The organism is Streptomyces wedmorensis (assembly GCF_000716445.1).
In the GTDB taxonomy this organism is placed as follows: domain Bacteria; phylum Actinomycetota; class Actinomycetes; order Streptomycetales; family Streptomycetaceae; genus Streptomyces; species Streptomyces wedmorensis.
The window spans coordinates 92,784-119,451 of the sequence record NZ_JNWK01000035.1 but is presented as its reverse complement, the minus strand read 5'-3'; the positions used below and the strand labels follow the sequence as shown (position 1 = coordinate 119,451).

The window sequence follows — 26,668 nt, the reverse complement described above, 5'->3', positions numbered from 1 at the left end:
GTTCCCGTGACGCCGGTCACATCAGGGGGCGATCTCTTCCAGGAGCTCGGGGTTGACGACGCGGAGGATCGTCGCGATGTCCTCGGGGTCGGCCGCCGCCCACAACACCCGCCGCGCCTCACGGTACTTGGCGGCGAGCCGATCCCGCTGTCCGGGCGGAAGCGATGCCGCCCGGTCCGCACGGCTGTTGTGGGCGTTGTCGGCGATCTTCACGAGCGTGGCGTCGGGGTCCTCCGTGATGCGGCGGATCTTCTCCTCGTACGGCGTGCCCGGCCGGTTGGTGACGGCGTCGACGATGGCGACGACCCGGTCGGGGATTCCCGCGGCACGGAGCTGCTCCGTCGACCACTCGGTGTCCTCGACGACGTCGTGCAGCAGCCCCGCCATGACCAGCTGCGGGCCGAACGCCTCCAGGCCGGCGGCGACCGCCCTCACGTGCGCGACGTACGGGACGCCGATCTTGTCGGTCTGTCCGGCGTGCGCCCGGTCGGCGAGCGCGTCCACCTCGGCGAGAGTCTTCATCCCCCCATCATCGCGGGCGTGCGGCGGCGGCCCTGCGCCTCCCCCCTTGCCCGATCCCGTGCCCGGACCCGTGCCCGACGCCGCGCCTTGCCTCGGCGGGCGTGCAGCACACTTTTCACACGGGAGCGGGAATGGCCTTCGGCGGTGCGCGGGTTGCCGGGTGCACGACTCTCGGAGTAACGCTCGGTTCGACCACCGTCCAGCGCACGATCGACGACACGGTGCGGCTCGCACGGGAGGCGCGCGACGCCGGACTGCGTTCGGGGTGGTTCGGCCAGACCTTCGGCTGCGGCTCTCCCTCGCCGGCCGCGATCGTGGGGCGCGAGGTGCCGGGGCTCCAGGTGGGCACCTCCGCCATCCCGGTCTTCGGCCGCCATCCGCTGCTCGTCTCCAGTCAGGCGCAGACGGCGCGGCCATGGGGCCGCAGGCACTGCGGGTCAGTGGTGAACTGGCCGACGGCGTCCTGCCGTTCCTGGCGGGGCCGCGTGCGCTCGCCGAGCACGTCGTGCCGGCCGTGACCGCCGCGGCCACCGCGGCCGGCCGGCCCGCGCCCCGGATCGTGGCCCTCGTCCCGGGCGTGGTCACGGCCGACGCCGAAGCCGTACGGGAGAAGGCGCACGAGGCGCTCGCGCTGTACGAGGGGATTCCGTCGTACCGCCGGGCGATCGAGCTCTCCGGTGCCTCGCGGGCCGCCGGACTCGCCGTGATCGGTGACGAGGAGACCGTCGCCGAGGAGGTGCGGCGCTACCGCGAGGCGGGGGCGACGGAGGTGGTGTTCACCGCGACGGAGCTGAACGGCGAGGAGGACCGGCGCCGCACCTGGAAGCTGCTGGGCGAGCTGGCGCGGGGCTGAGTTCAGCGCTTCGCGGCCGCGACCGGTTCCGGTTCGCCTTCGCCCTCGGTGTCGAGGTGCGGGAGGATCCGGTCCAGCCAGCCCGGGATCCACCAGGCGTGTTTGCCGAGGAGGGTCATGACGGCGGGGACGAGGAGGAGGCGGACCACGGTGGCGTCGATGAGGACGCTGGCCGCGAGGCCGAGGCCGAGCATCTTGACGACGATGTTGTCGGAGACGATGAAGGCCGCGAAGACGCTGACCATGATGAGCGCGGCGCAGGTGATGACCCTGGCGGTGATCTCCAGGGCGTGGGCCACCGAGGCCTCGGGGTCCCCGGTGCGCAGCCAGGCCTCGCGGACGCGGGAGAGCAGGAAGATCTCGTAGTCCATGCTGAGTCCGAAGACGATGGCGAACATCATCATGGGGACGTAGCTCTCGATGGGCACCTTGCCGGAGACGCCGAGCGCGGGTCCTCCCCAGCCCCATTGGAAGACGGCGACGACCACGCCGTACGAGGCGGCGATGGAGAGCACGTTGAGCACGGCCGCCTTGACCGCGACCAGAAGGCCGCGGAAGACGATGAGGATGACGAGGAAGGCGAGGGCCACGACGACGGCGATGATCAGCGGCAGGCGGCTGGAGACGATGTCGAGGAAGTCGACCTGGGCGGCCGTGGTGCCGGTGACGTAGGTCTTCGCGTCGGTGCCGGCGACGGCCTGGGGCAGGACGTCGTCGACGAGGTGGTCGGTCAGCTGGGTGGTCTTCTCGTCCTGCGGGGAGGCGACGGAGTAGGCGGTGCCGATGAGCACGTCGCCGTCCGGGGTGGTCTGCAGCGGGGTGATGGAGGCGGCGTCCGGGACGCCCGTCAGCGCCGTCTGGAGTTTGGAGGCGAGGGCCGCCCGGTCGGCGGACGGCACGGCCGTCTGGTCGACGACGACGGTCAGTGGCCCGTTCGCGCCCGGTCCGAAGGCCGTGGAGATGAGGTCGTACGCCCTGCGGTCGGTGAACGACTTGGGGTCGGCGCCGTCGCCGATGTGGCCGAGCTGGATGAACAGCAGGGGGAAGGCCAGGATCAGGAGGGTGATGACGCCGCCGGTGAGGAACCACCAGGGGCGCTTCTGCACGCGCTGCGCGTACCGGTGCCAGGTGCCGTGCGCGGGAGTGCCGGGCTCGGCGTCGGTCTCCGCGACGGGCTTGCGCACGTGGTAGCGGTCGATGCGCTTGCCGACGAGTCCGAGCATGGCGGGGACGAGGGTGAGGGCGGCGATGACCGCGGTGACGACCGTGAAGGCGGCCGCCAGGCCGAGTTTGCCGATGAAGGTGACGCCGGAGACCCACAGGCCGGACAGGGCGATGACGACGGTGCACCCGGAGACGAGGACGGCGCGGCCGCTGGTGGTGGCGGCGAGGCCGGCGGAGTCGGCGGGATCGTGGCCGTTCATGAGGTTCTGGCGGTGGCGGGTGATGAGGAACAGCGCGTAGTCGATGCCGACGCCCAGGCCGATCATGGTGGCCAGGGTGGGTGAGACGGTGCCGAAGGTGAAGGCGGCGGCGGCGAGGCCGAGCAGGGCGAGCCCGCAGATCGCGCCGAGGAGCGCGGTGACCAGGGGCATGACCGCGCCGATGACGCTGCCGAAGCCGATGAGGAGGACGACGATCGCGACGGCGAAGCCGATCGCCTCGCTGGTGCGGTCGTCGGCCGTGGGGCGGGCGAGTTCGCCGAGCGGGCCGCCGTACTCGACGGTGATTCCGGCGTCCCTGAGCGGCTGCACGGCGGCGTCGACGCCGTTCAGGTACTCGGTCCCGAGGGTGGAGGGCGTCACGCTGAAGCGCATGGTGATGTAGGCGGTCTTGCCGTCGGTGGAGAGCGGGCCGGTGTTGGGGGTCCCGCTCGGGGGTGCGGGCGGCGTGGTGCCCGGCGGCGGCAGCGGGTTCTGGGCGCTGAGGACGTCGGGGAGCTTCGCCAGGGCGGCGACGGCGGAGTTGACGGTCGACGCCTCGTCGGTGAGCGGGCCCGCCGGCCGGTTCAGGACGACCTGGGCGCCGTATCCGCCGGCGGCCGGGTCGTGTGCCTGGAGGACGTCGAGCCCTTCGGCCGACTGCACTCCGGGGAGCGCGAAGTTGTCGGAGAACTGGCCGCCGACGGCCCGGTCGGTGATCTGGAGTCCTGCGACGGCCGCCAGCCACAGGGCGATGACGACGAGGAAATGACGGGCGCACCAGTGTCCGAGGCGGTAGAGGACACCTTTGGACGGTGCGGGCCGGCTCGTGGCCGGACTTCCTGCGTTCATGGCGTGGCCGTGTTCGTAGAGGAGATCCCCGAGCCGATCCGGTACCTACGTCGTGCGCGCTACTCCGTCCATTGTTCGCCTGCCGCCACGCTCCGGCATCTCGGCCGGAGCGGGGCCTGGCGCCGCGGCAGGCGGCTCAGGTCAGCAGGTGGTGGGTGTGGGAGGAGCGGCGTGCCGCGGCGAGGAGGGCGTGCATGCGGGGGCCGGCCTGGTCGATGTCGGTGACGGGGCTGGGGAACGGCAGCCGGACGTCCTGGTGGCCGGTGCGGTGTTCGAGGCGCAGGGTGAGGCCGTACCGGTCGAGGGCGAGGGGCAGGGCGCGGACGAGGTCGCGGTCGGGGCGGGGCCGGACGAGGCGCAGCAGCAGGGGGACGAGGGCGGCGTGGCCGTCGACGAGGTGGGTCAGCATGGCGGCCTCGCAGCCGGCCATCGGGTCGGGTTCGGTCTCCTGGAGTTCGTCGAGTCCGATGAAGGTGCGCCCGTCGGAGTCCTCGAGGAGGGCCTGGCCGAACTCCATGCAGGTGCTCGTGGTCGCGTCGGACGTGTACGGCGCGGAGAGCACTCCCGTCAGGGTGACGCGGGCTCGCAGGCGGTGGCGGACGGGGGTGGGGGCGATGTCGGTGAACTCCAGGCGGACGGGGATGCGGGCGGTCCGTCCGGCGGGGCAGTCCTCGGAGGGGTCGTGCAGGTGGATGTGGCCCATCGGTCCCGTGCCGTCCAGGCGGTGGACCTCCTGGTGGAGTCCGTCGGTGACGACGTTCATCGAGTGGGCGGCGGACAGGACGGACCGGACGCGCTCGGCGGGGGTCGGCCGGCCGGCGCGGGTACTGAAGGGACGCATGCACGTTCTCCCGGGACGGGTGACGGAGACACCTTGGCTCGCCACTTAGGTAAGCCTAACCTAACCCATGATCGGGAAGAGAAGAAGGTCACAGTCGTACGCCCTCCTGCTCCTTTGTCGATCTCCCCTAGCATCCGAGCATGACGGTCCTGCCTGACGACGGCCTCTCTTTGGCGTCCGAATTCCCTGACGCGCCACACGAGCAGTGGCAAAACCTGGTGGCGGGTGTCCTGCGCAAGTCCGGCAAGGACGTCTCCGGCCCCGCGGCCGAGGACGCCCTGTCCACCGTCCTCGAGGACGGGATCGGCACCCGGCCGCTGTACACCGCGCACGACACCACACCCGACGCCGGCCTGCCCGGCTTCGCCCCCTTCGTACGCGGCGACCGCGCCGAGGGGAACACCGCCGGCGGCTGGGACGTACGCCAGCGCCACGCGGCCGCCGACGGCGACGCGGTCCTCTCCGACCTGGAGAACGGCGTCACCTCCCTCTGGCTGCGCGTCGGCGGGACCGGCATCCCGGTCTCCTCCCTCGCCACCGTCCTCAAGGACGTGTACCTCGACCTGGCGCCCGTCGTCCTCGACGCGGGCGACGAGACGGCCGCGGCCGCCGACCGGCTCCTGCGGCTGTACGAGGAGCGGGGCGTCGCCCCCGCGGCCGCACGCGGCAACCTCGGCGCGGACCCGCTCGGCTTCGAGGCCAGGACCGGCAGCCCGGCGTACGACCTGGCGTCCGTCGCCGGACTCGCCCGCCGCTGCGCCGACGCGTACCCCGGCCTGCGGGCCCTGACCGTGGACGCGCTGCCGTACCACGAGGCCGGCGGCTCGGCGGCGCAGGAACTCGGCTGCTCGCTCGCGACCGGCGTCGCCTACCTGCGCGGTCTCACCGAGGCCGGACTGAGCGTCACGGAGGCCTGCGCCCAGCTGGAGTTCCGCTACGCGGCCACCGCCGACCAGTTCCTCACCATCGCCAAGCTCCGCGCCGCCCGCCGCCTCTGGGCCCGGGTGGCCGAGGCCTGCGGCGCGCCGGAGGCCGGGGCGCAGCTCCAGCACGCCGTCACCTCGCCGGTGATGATGACCCGCCGCGACCCGTGGGTGAACATGCTCCGCACCACGGTGGCGACCCTCGCCGCCGGAGTGGGCGGCGCCGCCTCCGTGACCGTGCTCCCCTTCGACGACGCGCTCGGCCTGCCGGACGCGTTCGCCCGCCGCATCGCCCGCAACACCTCCACCATCCTCATCGAGGAGTCCCACCTCGCCCGGGTGATCGACCCGGCCGGCGGCTCCTGGTACGTCGAGCGGCTCACCGACGAACTCGCCCACGCCGCCTGGGAGTTCTTCCAGGGCATCGAGCAGGCCGGCGGCCAGGAGGCCGCGCTGCGCTCCGGGGCGATCGGCGAGCGCCTCGCCGAGACCTGGGCCGCCCGCAGCGCGAAGCTCGCCACCCGCCGCGAACCCATCACCGGTGTCAGCGAGTTCCCGCACCTCGACGAGAAGCCCGTGGACCGCGCCCCCGCGCCCGAGCAGCCGACCGGCGGTCTCCCCCGGGTGCGCCGCGACGAGGCCTTCGAGGCGCTGCGGGCCCGCTCCGACGCCCACCTCGCGGCGACCGGCGCCCGACCCCGCGTCTACCTGGCCGCGCTCGGCCCTGCGGCCGCCCACTCGGCCCGCCTCGCCTTCGCCGCCAACCTCTTCAGGACCGGCGGCATCGAGCCCGTCACCGAGGGCTCGTTCGAGGAGAGCGGCGCCGTCGAGGCCTGCCTCTGCTCCAGCGACGCGCTGTATGAAGAGATGGCCGAGGCCACGGCGGCGGAGCTGCGGGCGGCCGGTGCCGGCCGCGTCCTCCTCGCCGGCCGCCCCGCGCAGTACGCCGGTGTCGACGCGTACGCCTTCGCCGGCTGTGACGCCGTCGCGCTGCTCTCCACCACCCTTGACCGCATGGGAGTGTCCTGATGACCATCCCCGATTTCTCCGGGATCGAGCTCGGGGCACCGGCCGCCGACGGAGGTCCCGACGCGTGGCGCTCCGCCTTCGAGAAGGCGGCGGGCGGTGACGGCCGGCTCTGGGAGACCCCGGAGGGCATCTCCGTCAAGCCGCTCTACACCGGGCAGGACCTGGAAGGCCTGGACTTCCTGGGCACCTACCCGGGCGTCGCCCCGTACCTGCGCGGCCCGTACCCGACGATGTACGTCAACCAGCCCTGGACGATCCGCCAGTACGCCGGTTTCTCCACGGCCGAGGAGTCGAACGCCTTCTACCGGCGCAACCTCGCCGCCGGGCAGAAGGGCCTGTCGGTCGCCTTCGACCTGCCGACCCACCGCGGTTACGACAGCGACCACCCGCGCGTCACCGGCGACGTCGGCATGGCGGGCGTCGCCATCGACTCCATCTACGACATGCGGCAGCTGTTCGACGGCATCCCGCTGGACCGGATGACCGTGTCGATGACGATGAACGGCGCCGTGCTGCCCGTCCTCGCGCTGTACATCGTGGCCGCCGAGGAGCAGGGCGTACCGCCCGAGAAGCTGGCCGGGACCATCCAGAACGACATCCTCAAGGAGTTCATGGTCCGCAACACGTACATCTATCCGCCCGGGCCCTCGATGCGGATCATCTCCGACATCTTCGCCTACACCTCGCAGCGGATGCCGCGCTACAACTCCATCTCCATCTCCGGGTACCACATCCAGGAGGCGGGCGCGACGGCCGACCTGGAGCTCGCGTACACGCTCGCGGACGGCGTCGAGTACATCCGCGCGGGCCGCGAGGCCGGCCTCGACGTGGACGCGTTCGCACCGCGCCTGTCGTTCTTCTGGGCGATCGGCATGAACTTCTTCATGGAGGTCGCCAAGCTCCGCGCGGCGCGGCTGCTGTGGGCCAAGCTGGTCAAGCAGTTCGACCCGAAGAACGCCAAGTCGCTGTCGCTCCGCACCCACTCGCAGACCTCCGGCTGGTCCCTCACCGCCCAGGACGTGTTCAACAACGTCACCCGGACCTGTGTGGAGGCGATGGCGGCGACCCAGGGCCACACCCAGTCGCTGCACACCAACGCGCTCGACGAGGCGCTCGCGCTGCCGACCGACTTCTCGGCGCGCATCGCCCGCAACACCCAGCTCCTCATCCAGCAGGAGTCGGGCACCTGCCGGACCATCGACCCGTGGGGCGGCAGCGCGTACGTCGAGAAGCTCACGTACGACCTCGCCCGCCGCGCCTGGAAGCACATCCAGGAGGTCGAGCAGGCCGGCGGCATGGCCAAGGCCATCGACGCCGGCATCCCCAAGCTCCGCGTGGAGGAGGCGGCGGCCCGTACCCAGGCCCGCATCGACTCCGGCCGGCAGCCGGTGATCGGCGTCAACAAGTACCGGGTGGAGACCGACGAGCAGATCGAGGTGCTCAAGGTCGACAACTCCTCCGTGCGCGCCCAGCAGATCGCCAAGCTGCGCCGGCTGCGCGAGGAGCGCGACGAGCAGGCCTGCCAGGACGCGCTCGCCGCGCTCACCCGGGCCGCCGGCGGCGAGGGCAACCTCCTGGAGCTGGCGGTGAACGCCGCCCGCGCGATGGCGACGGTCGGCGAGATCTCGGACGCCCTGGAGAAGGTGTACGGCCGCCACGCGGGCCAGATCCGTACGATCTCCGGTGTGTACCGCAACGAAGCCGGCGAGTCGCCGTCCGTGGACCGCACCCGTGCCCTCGTGGACGCGTTCGGCGAGGAGGAGGGGCGCCGACCGCGCATCCTCGTCGCCAAGATGGGCCAGGACGGCCACGACCGGGGTCAGAAGGTCATCGCCACCGCCTTCGCCGACCTGGGCTTCGACGTGGACGTCGGCCCGCTGTTCCAGACCCCTGCCGAGGTGGCCCGCCAGGCCGTCGAGGCGGACGTGCACATCGTCGGGGTCTCGTCGCTGGCCGCGGGACACCTCACCCTGGTGCCGGCGCTCCGCGAGGAGCTGGCGGCGGAGGGACGCGAGGACATCATGATCGTCGTCGGCGGCGTCATCCCGCCGCAGGACGTGCCGACGCTCCTGGAGATGGGCGCGGCCGCGGTGTTCCCGCCGGGGACGGTGATCCCGGACGCGGCCCACGACCTGGTCACCCGGCTCGCGGCCGACCTCGGGCACGCTCGGTGATCGGTCTCGACGCCTACGTGGAGGGTGTACTCGGCGGGAAGCGGGCGCTCGTCGCCCGCGCGATCACCCTCGTCGAGTCCACCCGCCCGCAGCACCGGGCCCTCGCGCAGGAGTTGCTGACCACGCTGCTGCCGCACTCCGGCAAGGCCGTGCGGATCGGTATCAGCGGGGTGCCGGGGGTCGGCAAGTCGACGTTCATCGACGCGTTCGGCACGATGCTGACCGGGCTCGGCCACCGGGTGGCGGTCCTCGCCGTCGACCCCTCGTCGACCCGTACGGGCGGCTCCATCCTGGGCGACAAGACCCGGATGGAGCGGCTCGCCGTCGACCCGGCCGCCTTCGTGCGCCCCTCGCCCAGCGCCGGAACGCTGGGCGGGGTCGCGCAGGCGACCCGCGAGTCGATGGTCGTGATGGAGGCCGCGGGCTACGACGTGGTGCTCGTGGAGACGGTGGGCGTCGGCCAGTCGGAGACCGCCGTCGCGAACATGGTCGACTCCTTCCTGCTGCTCACCCTGGCCCGCACCGGCGACCAGCTCCAGGGCATCAAGAAGGGCGTCCTGGAACTGGCCGACGTGGTCGCGGTCAACAAGGCGGACGGCCCGCACGAGCGCGACGCGCGCGCCGCCGCGCGCGAGCTCGCGGGGGCGCTCCGGCTGATGCACGGCGCCGAGGCGTTCTGGGCGCCGCCGGTCCTCAGCTGCAGCGCACGCGAGTCCGCCGGTCTCGACGAGGTCTGGGACCGTCTGAAGCAGCACCGGGCCCTGCTCGACTCCACCGGCCGCCTCACGGCGAAGCGCCACGACCAGCAGGTCGACTGGACGTGGAGCATGGTCCGCGACGAGCTCCTCCGCCGCCTCCACGGCGATGCCGCGGTCCGCGAGCTGGCCCCTGTCCTGGAGCGCCGGGTCAGGGACGGCGAGCTGACGGCGACGCTGGCCGCCCAACGGATCCTGGCCGCCTTCGGGGAGCGCCGGGACTGAGCCCCGGCCGGAGACCCCGGCCGACAAGCGGCACCGAGGACGCCTGCACGGGATCCCCCGTCAGGCGTCCTTCTCCATGCCCGGGTGCGGGTCGCCCGTCGGGCACCTCTCTCCGTGCCGCGGTACGGGCTCGCCGTCGGACACCTCTCTCCGTGCCACGGTACGGGCTCGCCGTCAGGCGTCCTTCTCCATGCCCGGGCGCAGGCGTGCCAGCAGGGCGTACAGGGTGGCGCTGTCGTCCGCGCCGAGCGTGTCGAGGGCGCCGTGGGTGGCCTGCATCTCCTCGCGGACGCGCCGGATGACGTCCCGGCCCTGGTCGGTCGCCACGACGTTCTTGACCCGCCGGTCGGTGGGGTCGGGCTCGCGGCGCACCAGGCCGCGGGCCTCCAGGCGGTCCACGATCCCGGTCACGTTGGACGCGTCGCACACCAGCAGGGTGGCGAGGGCGCGCATCGGCAGCGGGCCGCCCAGCTGCGCGAGGACCTTGGCCTGCGTGGACGTGAGGCCGTGGTGGGACGCGGCCGCGGCGAAGTCGCGCCACTGGGCCGTGCCGATGGCGGCGAGGAGCTCGAGGAGCTGGAGCTTGGTGGGCGTCTCGGGGGTGGTCGCGCTCATGGTTCGAGCGTACTGGCGATGCTTGACATTATCAATTGTTTACTTGACCTCCTCAACTATCGAGGTCTACCTTCGACGAATACTTGATGACATCAACGGTCTATGTCCTGAAGCACTGAGAAGGCCCCCACCCATGAGCAACGTGACTCCCCCGCCCGCCGGAGAGCAGCGGCGCGAGACGCTCGTCGTCTTCGCCCTCAGCCTCGCCGCCATGGTCGTGTCGATGATGCAGACCCTGCCGGTCCCGATCCTCGGCCTCATCCGCAACGACCTCGGCACCACGACCGCCGGCGTGAGCTGGGTGACCACCGCCACCCTGCTCTCCGCCGCCGTCTTCACCCCGCTGCTCGGCCGCTTCGGCGACCAGCACGGCAAGAAGCCCACCCTGGTGGCCGTCCTCGGCGTCATGGTCGTCGGCTCCGTCGTCGCGGCCCTGGCGACCTCGCTCCCCCTGCTGATCCTGGGACGCGTCCTCCAGGGCGCCGCCACCGCGATCTTCCCGCTCGCCCTCTCCGTGCTGCGCGAGGAGGTCCGCCCGCAGAAGCTGCCCGGCGCGATGTCGCTGGTCAGCGGCACCCTCGCCTTCGGCAGCGGCCTCGCGCTCGTCGCGACCGGCCTGCTGACGTCGGGCTCCGACGCCGACTACCGCAGCGCCTTCTGGATGGCGACGGCCTTCGCCGTGCTCGCCCTGCTCGCGGTCGTCGTCCTCGTCCCGGCGACCCGCCACAAGACCGGCGGCCGCACCGACTTCCTCGGCGCGCTGACCCTCGGCGCCACCCTGCTGCTGCTTCTGCTGCCCATCTCCCAGGGCCACGAGTGGGGCTGGACCTCCGGCCGCACGCTCGGCAGCTTCGCCGGCGCCGCCGTCATGACCGTCGTCTGGGTCCTCACCGAGCTCAAGGTCCGCGAACCCCTCGTCGACATGAAGATGTTCGTCCACCGGCCGGTCCTCATGGCCAACCTGGCCGGCGTCATCGTCGGCTTCGGGATGTTCGCGAACTTCCTCGGCGTCTCCTACCTCGTCCAGATGCCCGAGGCCCTCACCGGCTACGGCTTCGACGCCTCCATCCTGCGCGCCTCCGTCGAGTTCCTGCTGCCGGGCGCCATCGTCTCGCTGCTCGCCTCCCCGATCGGCGGCCAGCTGGTCCGCCACCGCGGTCCGCGCACGGCGCTGGGCCTGGCCGCCGGCCTCGGAGCCCTGGGCTTCGCCTGGCTCGCCCTCGACCACGGCCACATCGCCTCGGTGATCGGCGCCGGCGTGGTCGTCGGCGCGGCCGTCAGCTTCGGTTACGCGGCCATGCCCGCCGTCATCATGGCGAGCGTCCCGCACCACCAGAGCGGCATCGCCAACGGCATCAACTCCATCTCCCGCTCGACCGGCAGCGCGATCGGCAGCGCCGTCGTCACCACGATCCTGGCCTCGCAGACGCTGGAGCACCTGCCCGCCGGCGCCCCGGCGCTGCCCGCCGAGTCCGGGTTCACCCTCACCTTCTGGATCGGGGCGGCCGCCTTCGCGCTGGTCGCGGTGATCGCCCGGGTCGGCCTGCGGGGCGGCCACGCCCCCCGTACGGCCCCGGTGAGCGCGCCCGTCCCCGCGCCGGAGAAGGCCGACGCGGCGGCGGTCTGAATCCATGTCGGAAGGGCCGGGTCCGTCGCACGACGGACCCGGCCCTTGCGGCAGGTGACAGTCAGACGCGGTCGGCCGCGATCAGGACGTACTGGAACGAGCCGTCCTTGTACGACTCGATGAACGCCTCCTCGATGCCGGTGACCAGCGACGACGTGGCACGCAGCTCCCAGTACGGGAGGGTGTCGGGAGTCAGGTCGATGACGGCCTGCGGGACGAGGCGGTTGTCGGCCATGGCCCGCAGGTACTCGCGGCGGGAGTGGATGTTGCACTCGAAGTGCGCGTTGATCTGCGAGACCCACTTCGACGGCTGGCCGTACTTGGGGTTCCAGCAGCCGGTGATGGTCACGTAGCGGCCGCCGACCTTGAGGAACCGGGAGTGCTCGGCGAAGAGGTCGTCCAGGTCGACGTACATGCTCGACTCGTTGTTCCACGAGGCGGCGATGCTGCCCTTCTCGAACGGCGTGTCGAGCATGTTGCAGACCTGGGCGCGGACGTGGCTGTCGATGCCCAGCTCCCTCGCCCGCCGGTTGCCGAACTCGGCCTGCGTGGAGGAGAGGGTGACGCCCTCGACCTTGCAGCCGAAGCGCTGGTGGGCCATGACGCTCGAACCGCCGCGGCCGCAGCCGGCGTCGACCAGGGTGTCCTCGCCGCCGATCGGACCGAGCTGGTCCAGGAGGACCTCGGCCTGCGCCGACTCGAGCCGGTGCAGCTCCGCGATCAGCTTCTTCTCGTACTCGCTGTCCTCGACGTCCCCGAGGGCGGCGTGGTCCACGGCACCGATGCCGTAGTGGTGGTGGTACAGCCCGTCCACGTCGCCCAGGCGCAGGTTCACGGGCCTGGCCTCGGCGTTCCAGTAACGGGCGATGTCTCCCTGGTACGGCGTCGACGGGGCGGGGACGAACGCGGAGGTGCCGTTGAGGGTGGGGAGCTCGGTGTTGGTCACAGAAGAATCCGTTCTTACAAGAAATCGGGCAGGCTGTATCGGTAGGTGTTGGTCTGGTGCCAGTAGTGGTTGCCGTCGACCCACACGGCCACGCCCCGCAGGAAGCGGAGCACGCTGGGGACGGGACAGGCGGCGGCCAGCTCGGCCGAGGCCGCCTCGAAGTCGCGCATGAGGTCGTTGTGGACCTCGACCGCCTTCAGATAGGCGTCCTTCTCCGAGAGGGACTCCCGGTCGGCGAGCACCACGGGCAGATTCATGTGCCGGCCGGGGCCGGCGAGTTCCTTGGTGTACGAGTACAGGTCGTTGACGATGGTGCTGGCGTTGCCGGCCAGCGCCAGGACCCGCTGCATGCCGGGCTGGGCGTGCAGGTCCGCGGGCAGTTCGTAGCCGCCGACGGTGTCGGTGATGGTGGGGCAGGGGCGGAAGTTGTTGAACTGCCGCATCACCAGGTACTCCCACACCTCCGGCACGTGGTCCGTCTGCGCCCAGGCGGCCTCGGCGAGGTAGCCCATGTGCAGCCGGGCCATGTCGTGCCGGAACCGGTCGGCCTGGGAGGGCGTCGCCTGGCGGACGAAGTAGTCCATGGCGGACCGGTAGGCGCGCCGGGGCGCGTCCGCGTGCAGCGACTCCGCCCAGTGCGGCTGGTACTCCCCCGTCGAGTGCAGCGGGTCGAGCGCCGTGTGCGCGAGGAGCAGCCGGCCGCCCAGACCGATGGGCGAGCCTCCGTGGTCCTCGCAGTAGCAGTCGTCCACGGCGTTCTCGGCGACCATCAGGCGGGTGGCGACCATGAGGTGCTCGACGGTCGGGGCGTCCGGGTGGCAGGCGACCATGTAGCGCCCGACGGAGAAGCCGTCGAACTCGCCCTCCCAGTCGTCGGGGAACAGCCGGACCTCGTCCACCGCCCAGGACTTGATACGGAGGCTGACCTCGTCCACGCGGACGGGGTCGGGCTCCGGCACCGGGTGGTAGTAGAGGCCCGGGATGATCAGTGCGTCGGCGGGCGGCCCGAGGGGCGCGGCCGGCGGTTCCGCACGCGGGACCAGCGACAGCGCCGTCGTGCCGAGGCCGGTGGGACCGCCCAGGATCCGGCCCAGGTCGGGCCGGGGCGGGGTGGCCACGGCCGCGGATCCGGCGACGGGTTCGGCCGCCGCTTCGGCGACGGGTTCCGCCACGGGGGCGGCCGCCGGGACCTCGGTGGGCGCCGCGGTGGGGACGGCGGGCGCTCCGGCGAGGCCGTGCGCCGCCGCGTCGGCGAGGACGCGGGCGGCGAACCCGGCCACGCCGGAGGGCAGGCTGGACTGCAGAGGGGAAAGCCCGGGGTCGGGCATCCGTGGCTCCTTGGAGAGGTGGGTGGGCCGTCCCGCGTTCCGGGCATGCCGGCCCGGCCCGGACGGGTCCGGGAGGTGATGGCCTGGGGAGGGCGCCTGGGGCGGGCCCTGAAGCCGGTCGGACGATGCGCGTCGGATCGGGCCGGGGCGTTCTGCGCGTGCGATCGGCGTGCGGCCGGGGCGCCCTCGCAGCGGAACGGCCGGGGCGTTCCGGCCGTGCGCCGAACGTGCGTGCCGGGCGGGCCGGACCCGGCGGAGTCGCCGGACGGGGCCTAGTCGCGCCGGCGCGCGATCTGCACGTTCTCCAGCACGCCGAGTGCGTTGGGCACCAGGATCGCGGCGGAGTAGTACGTGGTGACGAGGTACGACATGATCGCCTGCTCGCTGATGCCCATGAAGCGCACCGAGAGGCCCGGCTCGTACTCCTCGGGCAGGCCGGTCTGGCGCAGGCCGATGACGCCCTGGTTGTCCTCGCCGAGACGCATGGCGAGGATGGAGCTGGTGTTCTCCTTGCTGATGGGGATCTTGTTGCAGGGGAGGATGGGGACTCCGCGCCAGGCCGGGACCCGCTGACCGTGGAGTTCGACGGTGTCCGGGTAGAGCCCGGCGGCGTTCCACTCGCGGCCGATCGCCGCGATCGTCCGCGGGTGGGCCAGGAAGAGCTTGGTGCTGCGGCGGCGGCAGAGCAGCTCGTCGAGGTCGTCCGGGGTGGGCGGTCCCGAGTGGGGCTGGATCCGCTGCTTGAAGTCGGCGTTGGCGAGGAGGCCGAACTCCGGGTTGTTGATGAGCTCGTGCTCCTGGCGCTCGCGCAGCGCCTCGATGGTCAGCCGGAGCTGCTCCTCCGTCTGGTTCATCGGCCCGTTGTAGAGGTCGGCGACCCGGGTGTGGACCTTGAGGACGGTCTGGGCGACGGAGAGTTCGTACTCGCGCGGCTTGAGCTCGTAGTCGACGAAGGCGCCGGGCAGGGCGACTTCGCCGGTGTGGCCGGCCGACATCGCGATCTCGGCCTCGCCGTGCTTGTTCTGCCGCTGTCGGGGCAGCGACCCGAACTCCTCGATGTGCGCGTGGAGTCCGGGCGCCTGGCCGACGACGGAGGCGAAGTCGGCGCGGGACAGGGTGAGCAGGGTGCCGGAGGTCTCGGCGGTGGCGGTGTAGTCCCACCTGGCGTCGGCGTCCAGGAGGGCGTTCTCGCCGAACCTGTCGCCGTCGGCGAGCACGGAGACGGCCACCTCGTCGCCGTACTTGCCGACGGAGGTCTGGCCGATCCGGCCGTGGGCGATCATGTGGATCCGCTCGGCGGGGGTGCCGCGCTCGACCAGCACCTCGCCGGCGCGGAAGTCGCGCTGGACGCACCGGTCGGCGATCGCGGCGAGCACCGCGTCGTCCTCGAAGCCGCGCAGCAGGGCGAGTTCACCGAGCTCACGGGGGATCACCCGGACCTGGCTGCCGTCCTGGACGAACTCGATGCGCCCGTCGCCGACGGTGTAGCTCAGTCGGCGGTTCACGCGGTAGGCGCCGCCCTTGGTCTCCACCCAGGGGAGCATCCGCAGCAGCCAGCGGGAGCTGATCTCCTGCATCTGCGGGGCGGACTTGGTGGTGGTGGCGAGGTTGCGGGCGGCCGCGGTGCTCAGGCTGGACTGCCGGGGCGGCTCCACCTGGACCTCCGGACCGGTCTCAACGGTCATGGGGGCGAGCTCTCCTTACGCGTGCGGGTGGGTCGGCACCGGGGCGCCAACCGGCGGAAGAGGAATGAAAGCGGGTCAATCTCTGGGAATTCGTCCAGATCCCGGGGAACAGTAACGGCCGGTAAGCCCGCCTCGCGCCAAGAGCCCGAAGGCATTACCTCGATGCAGTGATCTTGCTTCGCGCGTGGTTTATCCAGGCGACCAGCGGCATTCGAGCCACCTGGCCGAGCGCACCCCCGGCGCACTCTCCGACCCGCCCTCGCGACCCCACGGCGCCGGACCGATCGGCGGCCTCGGACGCGCGAGTCCCGGTAACGGACGTGCGTGACCCCGTCCGGTGGGCGACGCGTGCGCGTGCACCGAAGACCCCTTCGAATGGACGAGCCCGTTCCGGTGGATTGGCCGAACTCCGCGTAGACCTGATAGGTGCCTGAGGCATGTAGTGGAGGACGGCAACCACGTCAGAGCCACCGATGCGCGCCTGCGAGGCCCCCATGCCGAAAGCCGTGACGTTCCCTCAGGACCGGACCTGCCCCTACCACCCGCCCGCCGCCTACCCCCGCGACCACGACGAACGACCACTGTCGCGGGCGACCCTCTGGGACGGACGCGCGGTGTGGTTCGTCACCGGGCACACCGCCGCCCGGACGCTCCTCGCCGACCAGCGGCTGTCCACCGACTCCACCCGCGACGACTTCCCGCTGCCCACCGAGCGGGCCGCGGGCCTGCGCCGGCGCCGCCGCCCCGCGCTGCTCGGCTGGGACGACCCCGAGCACAACGCCCAGCGCAGGATGCTGATCCCCAGCTTCACCCTCAAACGCGCCGAGGGCCTGCGGCCCCGCATCCAGGAGACCGTGGACCGGCTCCTGGACGCGGTGGAGGCGCAGGGACCACCGGCCGAGCTGGTCGCCGCGTTCGCGCTGCCCGTACCGTCGATCGTCATCTGCGACCTGCTGGGCGTGCCGTACGCCGACCACGACTTCTTCGAGGAGCAGTCGCGGCGCCTGCTGCGCGGCCCGACCGGCGAGGACACCGAGGACGCGCTCACCCGGCTCGAGGACTACCTCGGCGACCTGATCGACCGCAAGAGGCGCGATCCGGGCGACGGCGTCCTCGACGAACTGGTCGCCCGCGGGGCGGCGAAGGGCGGCCCCGGACGGCAGGAGCTGGTGGAACTGGCCACGATCCTGCTGGTCGCGGGACACGAGACCACGGCCAACATGATCTCCCTCGGCACGTACACGCTGCTGCGCCACCCGGAACGGCTCGCCGAACTCCGGGCGGATCCGGGGCTCGTGCCCGCCGCGGTCGAGGAGCTCCTCAGGTTCCTGTCGATCGCCGACGGACTCATCCGGGTCGCGCGGGAGGACGTCGAGGTCGCCGGGACGGTCATCCGCGCGGGCGAGGGCGTCGTCTTCCCTACCTCCGTCATCAACCGGGACACCGTCGCCTATCCCGATCCGGACACCCTCGACTGGGCCCGCCCGGCCCGCCACCACGTCGCCTTCGGTTTCGGCATCCACCAGTGCCTCGGGCAGAACCTCGCCCGCGCCGAACTGGAGATCGCCCTCGGGACGCTGCTGCGGCGGCTGCCGGGGCTGCGGCTCGCGGTGCCCGCCGACGAGGTCCCGTTCAAGCCGGGCGACACGATCCAGGGGATGCTCGAACTCCCCGTCACCTGGTGAGAGGAGCACCGCGATGCGTGTCTCGATCGACCACGGCGTCTGCATCGGCGCCGGACAGTGCGCCCTGACCGCCCCGGACGTCTTCACGCAGGACGACGACGGGTTCGGCACGGTGCTGCCGGGCCGGGAGGACGGGGGCGGCGGGGCGCTGGTCCGGGTGGCGGCACGCGCCTGCCCGGTGCGGGCCGTCTCGGTCCGGGACACCGCCGACGGGCCCCGGGCCTGAACGGCGGACCGGCACCGTGCCCAGGGGCGCGGTGCCGGTCCGGTGGGTGTCGTCCCTCGGGACGGTCGGTCAGGCGGAGATCTCGGGGAGCAGCCCGGTGGCCGGCGCGGCCAGGTCGGTGAGCTGGTGGATCTGGTTCAGGTCGTTGAGCCGGTCGAGGCCGCCCAGCTGTCCTGAGATGCCGGGGAACCGGTCGCGGGACTCCTCGGGGATGCCGGTCGTGGTGAGGGCGTCGAGCTCGGCGACCGGGTTGACCGGCGGGCCGAGCGGGCCGGTGGCGGCGACGGCGGTGGTCGCGGCCCCGCCGAGGCACGAGAAGGCGGCGGCGACGGCCAGGACGGAGGAAATGCGTCGGGTTGAGATCACACCCACACAACGGACCGGCGCGCGCGTGGACACGGTCCGGCCGCTCCCGGACCCTCCGAACGGGGATCGCACGGAAAACCCCGGCCGCGTGGACCGGGGTGCCGTGTGGGGGCGAGGAAGGCGAAGGGGCTATCTGGTGGAGTGTGAGAAGGAAGCCCCTTCATGGCCTCGCCCGGGACGACGGTAACAGTCAGGACGGGATCAGGTCGCGCAGATTTTCCGGCGTGAGGACGCGCGAGCCCGCCGGGAGGCCCACGGGGCGTTCCAGGCCGATGTACGTGACGGGGCCCTCCGGCGCGGTGCCGGCGTCCCAGGGGGTCGCCGTCCCGCCGTCCCACAGCCGTGTCGTCGTGGCGGCGTCCGCCATCAGCGCGGTGAGGTGGCGGACCGTCAGCGGGGTGCGGGCGAGCAGGCCCCGGAGCAGGACGGAGACCGACACGCGGTTCTCCTCGACCCGGTTCGCCGACGGCTCGCCCCGGAGGTAGAGGTGCAGCCAGCGCGCCTTCCAGCGGCCGTCGTCGTCGCGCTGGAAGGCGAGCGGCAGCGCGACCCGGCCGGGGCCGCGCAGGTCCGACTTCATGCGGACGGTACGGGGTTCGAACGGGCGGCCCCGCTGTTCGGCCTCGCGCAGCATGTAGCCGAAGAAGGACTCCTCCACCTCCTCGAAGTCCTCCCCGGAGTAGATGTTCACCTGGGGGACGACGAACGTGCCGCGCACGGCCCCGAGCCGCAGGTCGATGAACTCGGAGGCGCCGTCCGCCGCGTCGGTGACGTCGCCGGAGTGCGCGCCTTCGAGCGTGGTGAGTTCGGTGTACGACAGCCAGGTGACGGTCGCGTGGTCGGCGTCCAGGACGAGCGCCGACAGGTCGTAGTCGGTGCTGCGGCGGGTCTGCTTCCAGTACGTGAAGAAGCGCAGCAGGTCGCCCTCCACGGGCGAGACGGAGCCGCGCGGCAGGACGCCGAGGCCCGCGGCGGTCGCCCGGCCGCTGAGCGGGAGGGCGACGTCGAGGACGGCCGGGTCGACGACGAGGTGGCCGGGGGCCGGCAGTCGGCGGCGGGTCTCCTCGTCCAGGAGGGCGGTGAGGCGCTCGCGTACGTCCTCCGGCAGCGGCGGCCGGGTGTCGGCGCAGACCCAGGCGCCGCCGGTCCGGTTGACGAACACCCGCTGCCCGCCGTCCGCGTCCGTGCGGTTCTGGACGTGCTCGCGGAGGGACAGGACGACGCGGCCGGCGACCCGGGGTGCGACCCGTTCGGCGGCGGCCAGGACGGCGTCCCGCGCCGCGGGCGTGTCCGCGGCGCGCAGCAGGCGGTCGAGGGCGCGGAACAGCCGGCCCGGGGCGGCGGTCAGGAGCTCCGCCGCGCCGGTGACGTCGTCGCGGCCGAGGTGTTCCTCGACGAGGCTGTCGAAGGACCGCGCCCGCCGCTCGCCCCTGGCGACGGCGAAGACCTCGGCGGCGTGCGGCCACCGCGGGTACTCGTGCGGGTGCAGTCGCTCGCCGAGGCGCTTCCACCGCTCGCGGTGCGCCGCGACGTCGGCGAGCTTGTCGGGAGCGGCGGCGACGACGGCGTCGAGGCCCGCGAGCAGGGCGCGGCGGACCGGACGGGACAGGACGCGGAACCGGGTCGGTTCCCGCAGGGTGACGTCTCCGCCGGAGAGCGCGCAGGCGAGGCGCAGGACGTCGGTGACGGTGTCGAGGAGGAGGTCGGCGCCCGCCGCGAGCCGGACCCGGTTGACGACGGCGCGGCTCTCGCGGACCGGGATCGTCTCGGGCTGGGGCCCGTCCGCGCAGTGCTCGGCGAGCACCGCGAGGTCCTTCAGGTCGTCCTCGCCGAGCGGTGCCACGCTGCCGGCCAGGGCCGTGTAGAGGGCGGTGGTCTCGTCGGCGGGGGTGCGGCCGAGGTGCAGGACGGTCACGCGGTCGCCGGCGGCGGCGATCAGCTCGTCGTGTGCGGCGAGCATCTCGGCGTAGGTGTGGCGGTAGTTCCCGTAGGCGGGGAGGGTGAGCAGGTCGAGGACGCCGCTGCTCAGCTGCTCCGCGGTGGTGGCACGGGACTTGTCGTCGGCGAGCGCCTCGGCGACGCAGGACATCCAGAATTCGAAGGTGTCGGGCACGTTGGCGGGGAAGTCCACGAAGTAGACGTTGTGCCGCACGTGGTCGCCGACGATCTCGCGGACGGTGTCCAGTGTCCGGGCGGCGATCGCCACGACCGTCTCCGGCGCGCGCCCGGAGAGTTCCGCGAGGAGCCCGGCCGAGAGCTTGAACCCCACGGACATCAGCGCCGCGTCGAAGCGGCGCGCCGCGACGGCTCCCTCTCCGGCGGCGCCGGCCGGTACGGGAACGCGGAGGGTGTGCCGGACGACCAGACGTTCGAGAGCGTGGACCATCCCGGCATGCTGCCAGCCGCGCACGGAGCCGTGCATGCGGATTTCGGGCCGGGGCGCGGCCCGGCCGTTCAGGACCCGGCCCTAGCGGGAGCCCGGCCTGATCGACGACGCCCCCTGGCTGAGGCCGGAGTCGATGGTGTGCTCGGCCAGTGCGCTGGCGGCGGGGGCGGGCCGGATGTCGGGGCGGGTCGCTCCGGCGGCGAGGAGGCCGTGCACGGTGCGCCGGGGCGCGGGTGACGTCGTGCGCTGGGTGGTCCGGGTCCGTGAGGGCGAGGTCGGCGGCGAGGTCCACCGCCATGAACGAGGTGATCACGGAGCACGGCCTGCGGCCCGTCATCGACCGTGTCTTCCCCTTCGAGGAGGCGCCGGGGGCGTACGCGTACTACGCCGGCGGCACGCCCTTCGGGAAGGTCGTCGTCCAGGGGGTGGGGAGCCCGGCGGGGATCGGCTGAGGAGGCCCCCGCACCCGGGCCGGTCAGCCGAAGTCGGGGATCGGGTGGTCGGGGGCGAGGTCGGCGGCGATGCGCTGGGCGATCGTGTGGGCGCTGTGTCCGGCGGCGGCGGTGGGGCCGTTCGTGGTGGACACCGCGATGGACAGGCGCTCGGACGGCAGGTAGGCCTGGGAGGCGGAGTAGCCGAAGAACAAGGGGTGTTGGGAGACCCAGTCACCGAGGACGAGCAGGCCCATCCCGTAGTGGGTGGCCTCGGTCTGGGCGATGCAGACCGTCGCCGGGCACGTGCGGGTCGGGTGGCCGAGTCCGACCGTTCCCGGGTTCAGCAGCTCCTGGTAGGCCTCCGGGGAGAGCAGCCGGCCGGAGCCGATGCCGCCTGCAGAGCGGGCCAGGTCGCAGATGTCCGTGGTCTCGACCGCCCCGGGGGCGGTGGTCCACGAGGGGTTCCAGAAGGTGGACTCCTCGTACGTGCCCCGGTCGGCGGTGAAGGCGTGCAGGACGGGTTCGGGGATGTCGGGGGTGAAGCCGTTGCGGGTCTCGCGCAGTCCGAGCGGACGCAGGACCTCCTCCTCCAGCAGGACGTCGAGACGGGTACCGGTGATCTTCTCCAGGGCGGCGCCGAGCAGGACGAAGTTCGCGTGGGAGTAGCTCCAGTTGGTGCCCGGCTCGTACCACCGCTCCTTCCGGGTGGCGAGGGCCACCAGTTCCTTGGCGGTCCACTGGCGGTACGGGTCGGCGACGACGGCCTGCTGGAACTCGGGGAGGCGGACGTAGTCGACGAGACCGGTGGTGGAGGCGGCCAGCATGCGCAGCGTGATCCGCTCGCCGTCCGGCAGGTCGGGCAGCCAGCGGGCGACGGGGTCGTCGAGACCGACCACGCCCCGGTCGACGAGGCGCAGGAGCGCGGTGCCCATGTAGCTGATCGCCACGTTGCCGTTGCGGAAGTGCATGGCGGGAGTGGCGGGCACCCCGGTCATCGACTCGCCGAGCGCGGTGGTGACGACTTCGCGGCCGTCGACCGTGACCCGCACGATGACCGACTTCAGGTCCATCTCGGTCTTGGCCCGCTGGGCGATCCTCAACACGTCACGGGCCGGGCCGTGGTCGGGCACCCGGGAGGCGACGCAGGGCCGTCGGTGGCCGGCCCCGGCCGGCGGCGTGCCGGCTGCCTCCACGGGGGCGATGAGGGCGCCGAGGGTGAGCAGCGCGGTGAGTGCTGCGAGGCGCGTCCGGGGCGAGGTGCGGGCTGGGCTCATGACCGGAGTATTGGCCGGACGCCTCCCGACGGCGGGAGGGTGGCCGCCGACCCGCGCGAACATCACCCGTCAGGCCCGTCCCGCCTCCGCCGTACATCCGCGCGGACCATGCTCCTCCGATGATCTGTTCATATGTCAGAAGGCAACCGCTGCGCCCCCTTTGCCGTCCTCCGGTGACGAGAGGGGCAGCAGGGAAGCGGGGGGCGCCAGGAACCGGGCCCCCGACGGCACGTCGAAGCCGCTCCCCGGTGCCCGGACACGACCGATCGTGAGGAAGACCGCTTTGATACGTGTCACACGCGCCGCGGCCACCGCCGCGGCGTTACTCGCACTGGCGGCGGTGTCGCCCGGCCCGGCGTACGCGGCGCAGCCGGCCCCCGGCGAGCCGCCGACGACGTCGCCCGGGAGCCGCTACGGAGGCGTCGCGCTCCCCGAGGGCTGGACGGTCACCGGAGCCGGTGCGGGCAGGCAGCTGGTGTGGACGTCACCCGAGCCCGTACCGATGGGCGACGCCCGGGTGGAGTTCCACGCGGACGACCGGCTCATCGGCCGCCCGGTCCCCCAACCCGACGGTCGCACCTTCCGGTTGGCCCTCGGAGCCACCCGCCTCGACGAGGGGACACGGCTGTCGGTGACGGCCGGCGGGCGGCGACTGGACGCGGCCGCGCCGGGCAGCGCGGCACGCGCCCTTCCCCCCGCCCCCGCCGCCCTGCCGGAGACGCCGCTTCCGGCCAACGCGGTCGACCCCGGGACGCCCGGACGCTACCGGACGGTCAGCGGCTCGTACGACCTCGACTCCGTACGCCTGCCGGGGTACCCGGAGCCGATCGAGATGCGCGCCGTCGTGGTGGGACCCGCCGACGCGCCGGGGAAGCGGCCCGTGGCGCTCTTCCTGCACGGCCGCCACGCGACCTGCTACGTCCCCGGCACCGACGAGATGAACGGCGCGTGGCCCTGCGCCGAGGGAACACGGCCGCTGCCGAGCCACGAGGGGTACCTGCGCGCGCAGCGACTCCTGGCCTCGCAGGGGTACGTCACGTTCTCCATATCCGCCAACGGCGTCAACGGACAGGACCACCGCGTCGAGGACGCCGGCGCGCAGGCCCGTTCGTCCCTGGTGCGCCTGCACCTGGCCCGCTGGGCGGACTGGTCCGCGCACCGCGCCACCGCACCGGCAGCCGTGCGCGCCACCTCGCCCGCCGATCTCTCGCGCGTGCTGCTCGTCGGCCACTCGCGGGGCGGCGAGGGCGTCAACCGGGCCGCGGTCGACAGCCTCACCCCGCCGCCCGCCGACCAGGACGGCTACCGGGGACCCGTCCGGTGGAGGATCCGCGGCACCGTCCCGATCGGCCCCACGATCTTCGGCCGCAACCCGGCCCCCGACGTGCCCTCCATGACCATCCTGCCGGGCTGCGACGGCGACGTGCACGACCTCCAGGGCCAGAACCTCGTCGACGGCACGCGGGGCGTCAGCCGGGGCGCCGCCCTGCACAGCGCGGTGTACGTGGTCGGCGCCAACCACAACTACTTCAACAGCGAGTGGACGCCGGGGCAGGCGAAGGCCGCCGCCTTCGACGACTTCTCGTCCGACGACGGCACCGACCCGGTCTGCTCCCCCGGCACCGCGACCCGGCTCACCGCGGCGCAGCAGCAGGCCGCCGGAGCCACGTACATCGCGGCCGCCGCCCGGCTGTTCGTCGGCGGGGACGACCGGGTCCGTCCGCTGCTCGACGGCACCGGCCGCCGCGCGCCCTCGGCCGGACCGGCCCGGGTCCTCACCCACGCCGTCGGCGGTCACCGCACACCGGCCTTCCTGCCGGACTCCTCGGTCGCCGTCTCCGGTTCCGGCAGGCTCTGCGCGCAGGTCGACGCCGACGCCACCCGTTCCTGCCTCTCCCCCGAAGTCGGCGGCAGGTCGCCCCACTTCGCCTCGTGGGAGTCCTCCACCGAACCGGGACGCGACGCCGTCGCCCTGGAGTGGACCGCCCCGGGATCCCCGGCCACGGTCCGCGCCGCGCGGCCCGTCTCCCTGGCCGGTTCGAACGCTCTGGCCCTGCGGCTGATCGTGCCGCCCGGCAGCACCGGCACCACACTGGACGTCGCCGTCACCGACTCCTCGGGCCGCCGAGCGACCCTCGGCCGCGCCCGCGTCGACGGGTTGCCCGGCACCGAACGGACCGCCTCCTACTGGGCGCGCGAGGTCCGCGTGCCCCTGTCGGCGGCGGCCCGGGCCGGCCTGGACCTGAAGCGGATCACCGCCCTCGAACTGACCCCCGGTGGCGGCACCGGCCACGCCTGGCTGATGGACGCCTGGGGCTGGCGTCCCGGCACCCCCGCGGTCCGGCCCGCCGCCCTCGCCCGGGTCGACATCGGCCGCCTGACGGTGAAGGAGGGCGACTCGGGGGTCCGCACCTACCGGGTGCCGGTCCGGGTCTCCGGACACGGCAGCGGCCAGGTGCGCCTCTTCGTGCCCCATCCGGACACGGGGGACGTCACCTCCCGCCTGGTGACCGTACGCCCGGGGCGCCATGACATCGACATCCCGGTCGAGGTCCGGGGCAACACCCGCCACGGCTACGAACTGCGGCACGACGCCTACGTCAAGGCCGTGCGCGGCACCGTGATCGGTTCCCACCGCGGCGGCGTCACCGCCCTGGACGACGACGCCATGCCGACCGTGACCCTCACCCCCGTCTCCGACGACGTGACCGAGGGCGCCCGGCTGAGCTGGCGCGTCTCCCTCTCCGCCGCCGCCGACATCGACGTCTTCGGCGGCGTCTCCTTCCTGCCCGTCGCCGGTGGCGCGGAGCTCTCCACCGCCGACGTCGACCCGGCCTGGCTGGAGGAGCAGCTCGGCCACGTGCCCGACCCCGCCGTGCCCCTCTCCGAAGCCGGCAAGGGCGGCCTGGGACTCGGCGTCACCGTCCCCGCGGGGCAGACCGCCGCGGAGGTCGGCGTCCCGACCGTCCGGGACGACGCCGCCGAGCCGACGGAGTCCCTGCTCGCCGCCCTGACCACGTACGACGGCTCATGGGAGCCCGTACCCGGCCCCCGGTTCACGGGGACGGTACGGGAGACGCCGTGACCTGACACGACGGGGCCGCTCCGGACGACTCCGGAACGGCCCCGTCCTCGTCGGACGCGCCCGCGTGCGAATCGCCGACGCGTGCCTACCGGACGGTCGCGGGCAGCCCCGTCGTCGGGAGCGGCGGCTGTGCGAGGCGTACGAGCTCCAGCGCCTGCTCCGGGAACCAGTCGCCGGCGGCGGGGTCGACCGTGCCGCGCTCGGGGTCCCGGGGGCCGGCGGTGCCGCGCAGGCACAGGCCGTCCGACTCGCCGGGGATCTTGATCCACAGCTTGGCGTCGTACAGCGGGTCGCCGGTGGCGGTCGTCGGCCGGTCGCCGAGGCCGCGGCCGGGCGGGTTGCACCAGTCCTGCGCGTCGGTGTACTTGCCGGGTGGCGCGGTCCACGGGCCGAGGCCGTTGCGGCTGGTGTCCGTGACGAAGTGCTTCCGGCGGGACGCGGGGGTCGTCACGTGCTCGGCGATCCATCCCTCGGCGTCGGCGCGGGGCCAGTACTGGTCGGGGCAGTCGGCGGCGGCGCCGCCGTCCTCCACGTATCCGACGCAGGCGGAGACCAGCGTGCCGTACCAGTGGCTGTCCGCCTCGGTACGGTAGTTGGACGCGTTGGTGAAGAACCCGGTGGCGCCGCCGACGCCGGCCCGGACGAGGCGCGGCACGAGGGCGCCGACGGTGTGCCAGCCGGGGTGCCCGGTGTCGAGGTAGACCCTGGTACGGGCGAGCCGTCCCAGGGTGTCGACGGCGTAGCGGACCTCGGTGTAGCGGGCGGCGGTTTTGGTGCCCTGCGCGTCGTCCTGGCCGCAGTCGGCGGGCAGCAGCGCGAGCGAGTCGGGTTCGAGGACCACCATGGTCTCGTGGCCGCCGATGCCGCGCGCCACCGCGTCCACCCACTCCTGGTACTCGGCCGTCGTCGAGGCTCCCCCGCCCGAGTAGTTCGAGCAGTCCCGGCCGGGCACGTTGTACAGGGCGAGCACGGGCACGGCGCCCTTGCCTGCCGCGTCCCGCACGACCGTCCGGGCCTGCCGCTCGACCTCGGCCGGCGGCTGGTCGCCGAACCAGACCGCCTGCGGCGTACGGACCATGGCGAGGATCCCGGCGGCGTCCGCGTACCGGCCGTCCCGCAGGAGTCCGGCGGCCTGCCGGTACGCGTCGGGGTTGCCCTTCGGGGTGTAGAGGCGGCTCTCGTGCGAGCCGCGGGAGCTCACCGGCGCTTGCGCGCCGGCGGGTGGCGGCCCCGTCAGCAGGGCGGCGGCGAGAGCCAGGGGCAGCACGAGCGCGCGGACTGCGGTTCTGCGGCGCATGGGTGGGGGACCTCCGTCGACGGCACGGTCGGGACGGCTCCGGATCCGTCACGGTCACGACGAATGCTGGTGGGAGCGCTCCCATCGAGCCTTCCGGAATCGACGGCACCCCGTCAAGA

The 26,668-nt window shown here is 73.1% G+C and carries 19 protein-coding genes and 1 pseudogene; 9 read left to right on the top strand and 11 right to left on the bottom strand.

The features are described 5' to 3' along the window. Nucleotides 1-21: 21 nt before the first annotated feature. Nucleotides 22-522: an HD domain-containing protein gene (locus tag OO54_RS25640; RefSeq protein ID WP_033206975.1), complete on the bottom strand. Its 501-nt coding sequence runs from the start codon at nucleotides 520-522 to the stop codon at nucleotides 22-24. Between the two features lie 131 nt (nucleotides 523-653). Here OO54_RS25640 and OO54_RS41685 point away from each other — a divergent pair. Further along, nucleotides 654-1,375: pseudogene (locus OO54_RS41685) on the top strand (LLM class flavin-dependent oxidoreductase). A gap of 2 nt (nucleotides 1,376-1,377) precedes the next feature. Here the strand turns inward: OO54_RS41685 and OO54_RS25630 are convergent. Both OO54_RS25630 and OO54_RS25625 read right to left on the bottom strand, forming a co-directional pair. Beyond that, entirely contained in the window at nucleotides 1,378-3,648 is a 2,271-nt protein-coding gene (locus tag OO54_RS25630) for an MMPL family transporter (protein WP_033206973.1), read from the bottom strand. A gap of 136 nt (nucleotides 3,649-3,784) precedes the next feature. Beyond that, the gene (locus OO54_RS25625) at nucleotides 3,785-4,489 is read right to left on the bottom strand and encodes a DUF2470 domain-containing protein (protein WP_033206971.1); all 705 of its coding nucleotides are present in this window, start codon (nucleotides 4,487-4,489) and stop codon (nucleotides 3,785-3,787) included. 140 nt (nucleotides 4,490-4,629) lie between these two features. On the opposite strand from OO54_RS25625, the gene OO54_RS25620 reads away from it, so the two are divergent. From OO54_RS25620 to meaB, 3 genes are read left to right on the top strand one after another with little or no spacing between them, the layout of a single operon-like run. Then, the gene (locus OO54_RS25620; RefSeq protein ID WP_033206969.1) at nucleotides 4,630-6,441 is read left to right on the top strand and encodes a methylmalonyl-CoA mutase family protein; all 1,812 of its coding nucleotides are present in this window, start codon (nucleotides 4,630-4,632) and stop codon (nucleotides 6,439-6,441) included. Further along, entirely contained in the window at nucleotides 6,441-8,615 is a 2,175-nt protein-coding gene (gene scpA, locus OO54_RS25615) for a methylmalonyl-CoA mutase (protein ID WP_033206968.1), read from the top strand. The genes OO54_RS25620 and scpA overlap by 1 nt, the downstream gene beginning before the upstream one ends. Continuing rightward, nucleotides 8,612-9,595: a methylmalonyl Co-A mutase-associated GTPase MeaB gene (gene meaB, locus OO54_RS25610; protein WP_033206966.1), complete on the top strand. Its 984-nt coding sequence runs from the start codon at nucleotides 8,612-8,614 to the stop codon at nucleotides 9,593-9,595. The genes scpA and meaB overlap by 4 nt, the downstream gene beginning before the upstream one ends. 174 nt (nucleotides 9,596-9,769) lie before the next feature. On the opposite strand, the gene OO54_RS25605 is transcribed toward meaB, so the two are convergent. Continuing rightward, nucleotides 9,770-10,210 carry a MarR family winged helix-turn-helix transcriptional regulator gene (locus tag OO54_RS25605; RefSeq protein ID WP_033206964.1) on the bottom strand — a complete coding sequence of 147 codons (441 nt, stop codon included), beginning with the start codon at nucleotides 10,208-10,210 and terminating at the stop codon, nucleotides 9,770-9,772. A 133-nt stretch (nucleotides 10,211-10,343) separates the two neighbouring features. Here OO54_RS25605 and OO54_RS25600 point away from each other — a divergent pair, with 133 nt between their 5' ends. Continuing rightward, nucleotides 10,344-11,837, top strand: a complete 1,494-nt coding sequence (locus OO54_RS25600) for an MFS transporter (protein WP_033206962.1) — start codon at nucleotides 10,344-10,346, stop codon at nucleotides 11,835-11,837. 61 nt (nucleotides 11,838-11,898) lie between these two features. Here OO54_RS25600 and OO54_RS25595 read toward each other — a convergent pair whose 3' ends face one another. The 3 genes from OO54_RS25595 to OO54_RS25585 form a co-directional block, all read right to left on the bottom strand. Continuing rightward, nucleotides 11,899-12,783 carry a geranyl diphosphate 2-C-methyltransferase gene (locus tag OO54_RS25595; RefSeq protein ID WP_033206960.1) on the bottom strand — a complete coding sequence of 295 codons (885 nt, stop codon included), beginning with the start codon at nucleotides 12,781-12,783 and terminating at the stop codon, nucleotides 11,899-11,901. Between the two features lie 14 nt (nucleotides 12,784-12,797). After that, entirely contained in the window at nucleotides 12,798-14,111 is a 1,314-nt protein-coding gene (locus OO54_RS25590; RefSeq protein WP_033206959.1) for a family 2 encapsulin nanocompartment cargo protein terpene cyclase, read from the bottom strand. Nucleotides 14,112-14,383: 272 nt separating this feature from the next. Next, on the bottom strand, nucleotides 14,384-15,796 hold the full coding sequence (locus tag OO54_RS25585; RefSeq protein ID WP_033206957.1) for a family 2B encapsulin nanocompartment shell protein: 1,413 nt from the start codon (nucleotides 15,794-15,796) through the stop codon (nucleotides 14,384-14,386). A gap of 473 nt (nucleotides 15,797-16,269) precedes the next feature. Between OO54_RS25585 and OO54_RS25580 the strand changes: the two genes are divergently transcribed. Continuing rightward, on the top strand, nucleotides 16,270-17,481 hold the full coding sequence (locus OO54_RS25580) for a cytochrome P450 (RefSeq protein ID WP_033206955.1): 1,212 nt from the start codon (nucleotides 16,270-16,272) through the stop codon (nucleotides 17,479-17,481). Between the two features lie 13 nt (nucleotides 17,482-17,494). After that, entirely contained in the window at nucleotides 17,495-17,707 is a 213-nt protein-coding gene (locus OO54_RS25575) for a ferredoxin (RefSeq protein ID WP_033206953.1), read from the top strand. A 69-nt stretch (nucleotides 17,708-17,776) separates the two neighbouring features. Here OO54_RS25575 and OO54_RS25570 read toward each other — a convergent pair whose 3' ends face one another. Continuing rightward, nucleotides 17,777-18,073 carry a hypothetical protein gene (locus tag OO54_RS25570; RefSeq protein WP_033206951.1) on the bottom strand — a complete coding sequence of 99 codons (297 nt, stop codon included), beginning with the start codon at nucleotides 18,071-18,073 and terminating at the stop codon, nucleotides 17,777-17,779. Nucleotides 18,074-18,263: 190 nt separating this feature from the next. Beyond that, on the bottom strand, nucleotides 18,264-20,459 hold the full coding sequence (locus OO54_RS25565) for a TerD family protein (RefSeq protein WP_033207088.1): 2,196 nt from the start codon (nucleotides 20,457-20,459) through the stop codon (nucleotides 18,264-18,266). A gap of 296 nt (nucleotides 20,460-20,755) precedes the next feature. Between OO54_RS25565 and OO54_RS43860 the strand changes: the two genes are divergently transcribed. Further along, entirely contained in the window at nucleotides 20,756-20,911 is a 156-nt protein-coding gene (locus tag OO54_RS43860; protein WP_078905340.1) for a zinc-binding dehydrogenase, read from the top strand. Nucleotides 20,912-20,934: 23 nt separating this feature from the next. Here OO54_RS43860 and OO54_RS25560 read toward each other — a convergent pair whose 3' ends face one another. After that, entirely contained in the window at nucleotides 20,935-22,167 is a 1,233-nt protein-coding gene (locus OO54_RS25560; protein ID WP_051787178.1) for a serine hydrolase domain-containing protein, read from the bottom strand. Between the two features lie 283 nt (nucleotides 22,168-22,450). Here OO54_RS25560 and OO54_RS25555 point away from each other — a divergent pair, with 283 nt between their 5' ends. After that, nucleotides 22,451-25,252 carry an alpha/beta hydrolase family protein gene (locus OO54_RS25555; protein ID WP_033206950.1) on the top strand — a complete coding sequence of 934 codons (2,802 nt, stop codon included), beginning with the start codon at nucleotides 22,451-22,453 and terminating at the stop codon, nucleotides 25,250-25,252. Nucleotides 25,253-25,337: 85 nt separating this feature from the next. Here the strand turns inward: OO54_RS25555 and OO54_RS25550 are convergent, their stop codons facing one another. Then, the gene (locus OO54_RS25550) at nucleotides 25,338-26,549 is read right to left on the bottom strand and encodes a glycoside hydrolase family 6 protein (RefSeq protein WP_033206948.1); all 1,212 of its coding nucleotides are present in this window, start codon (nucleotides 26,547-26,549) and stop codon (nucleotides 25,338-25,340) included. Nucleotides 26,550-26,668: the final 119 nt, after the last annotated feature.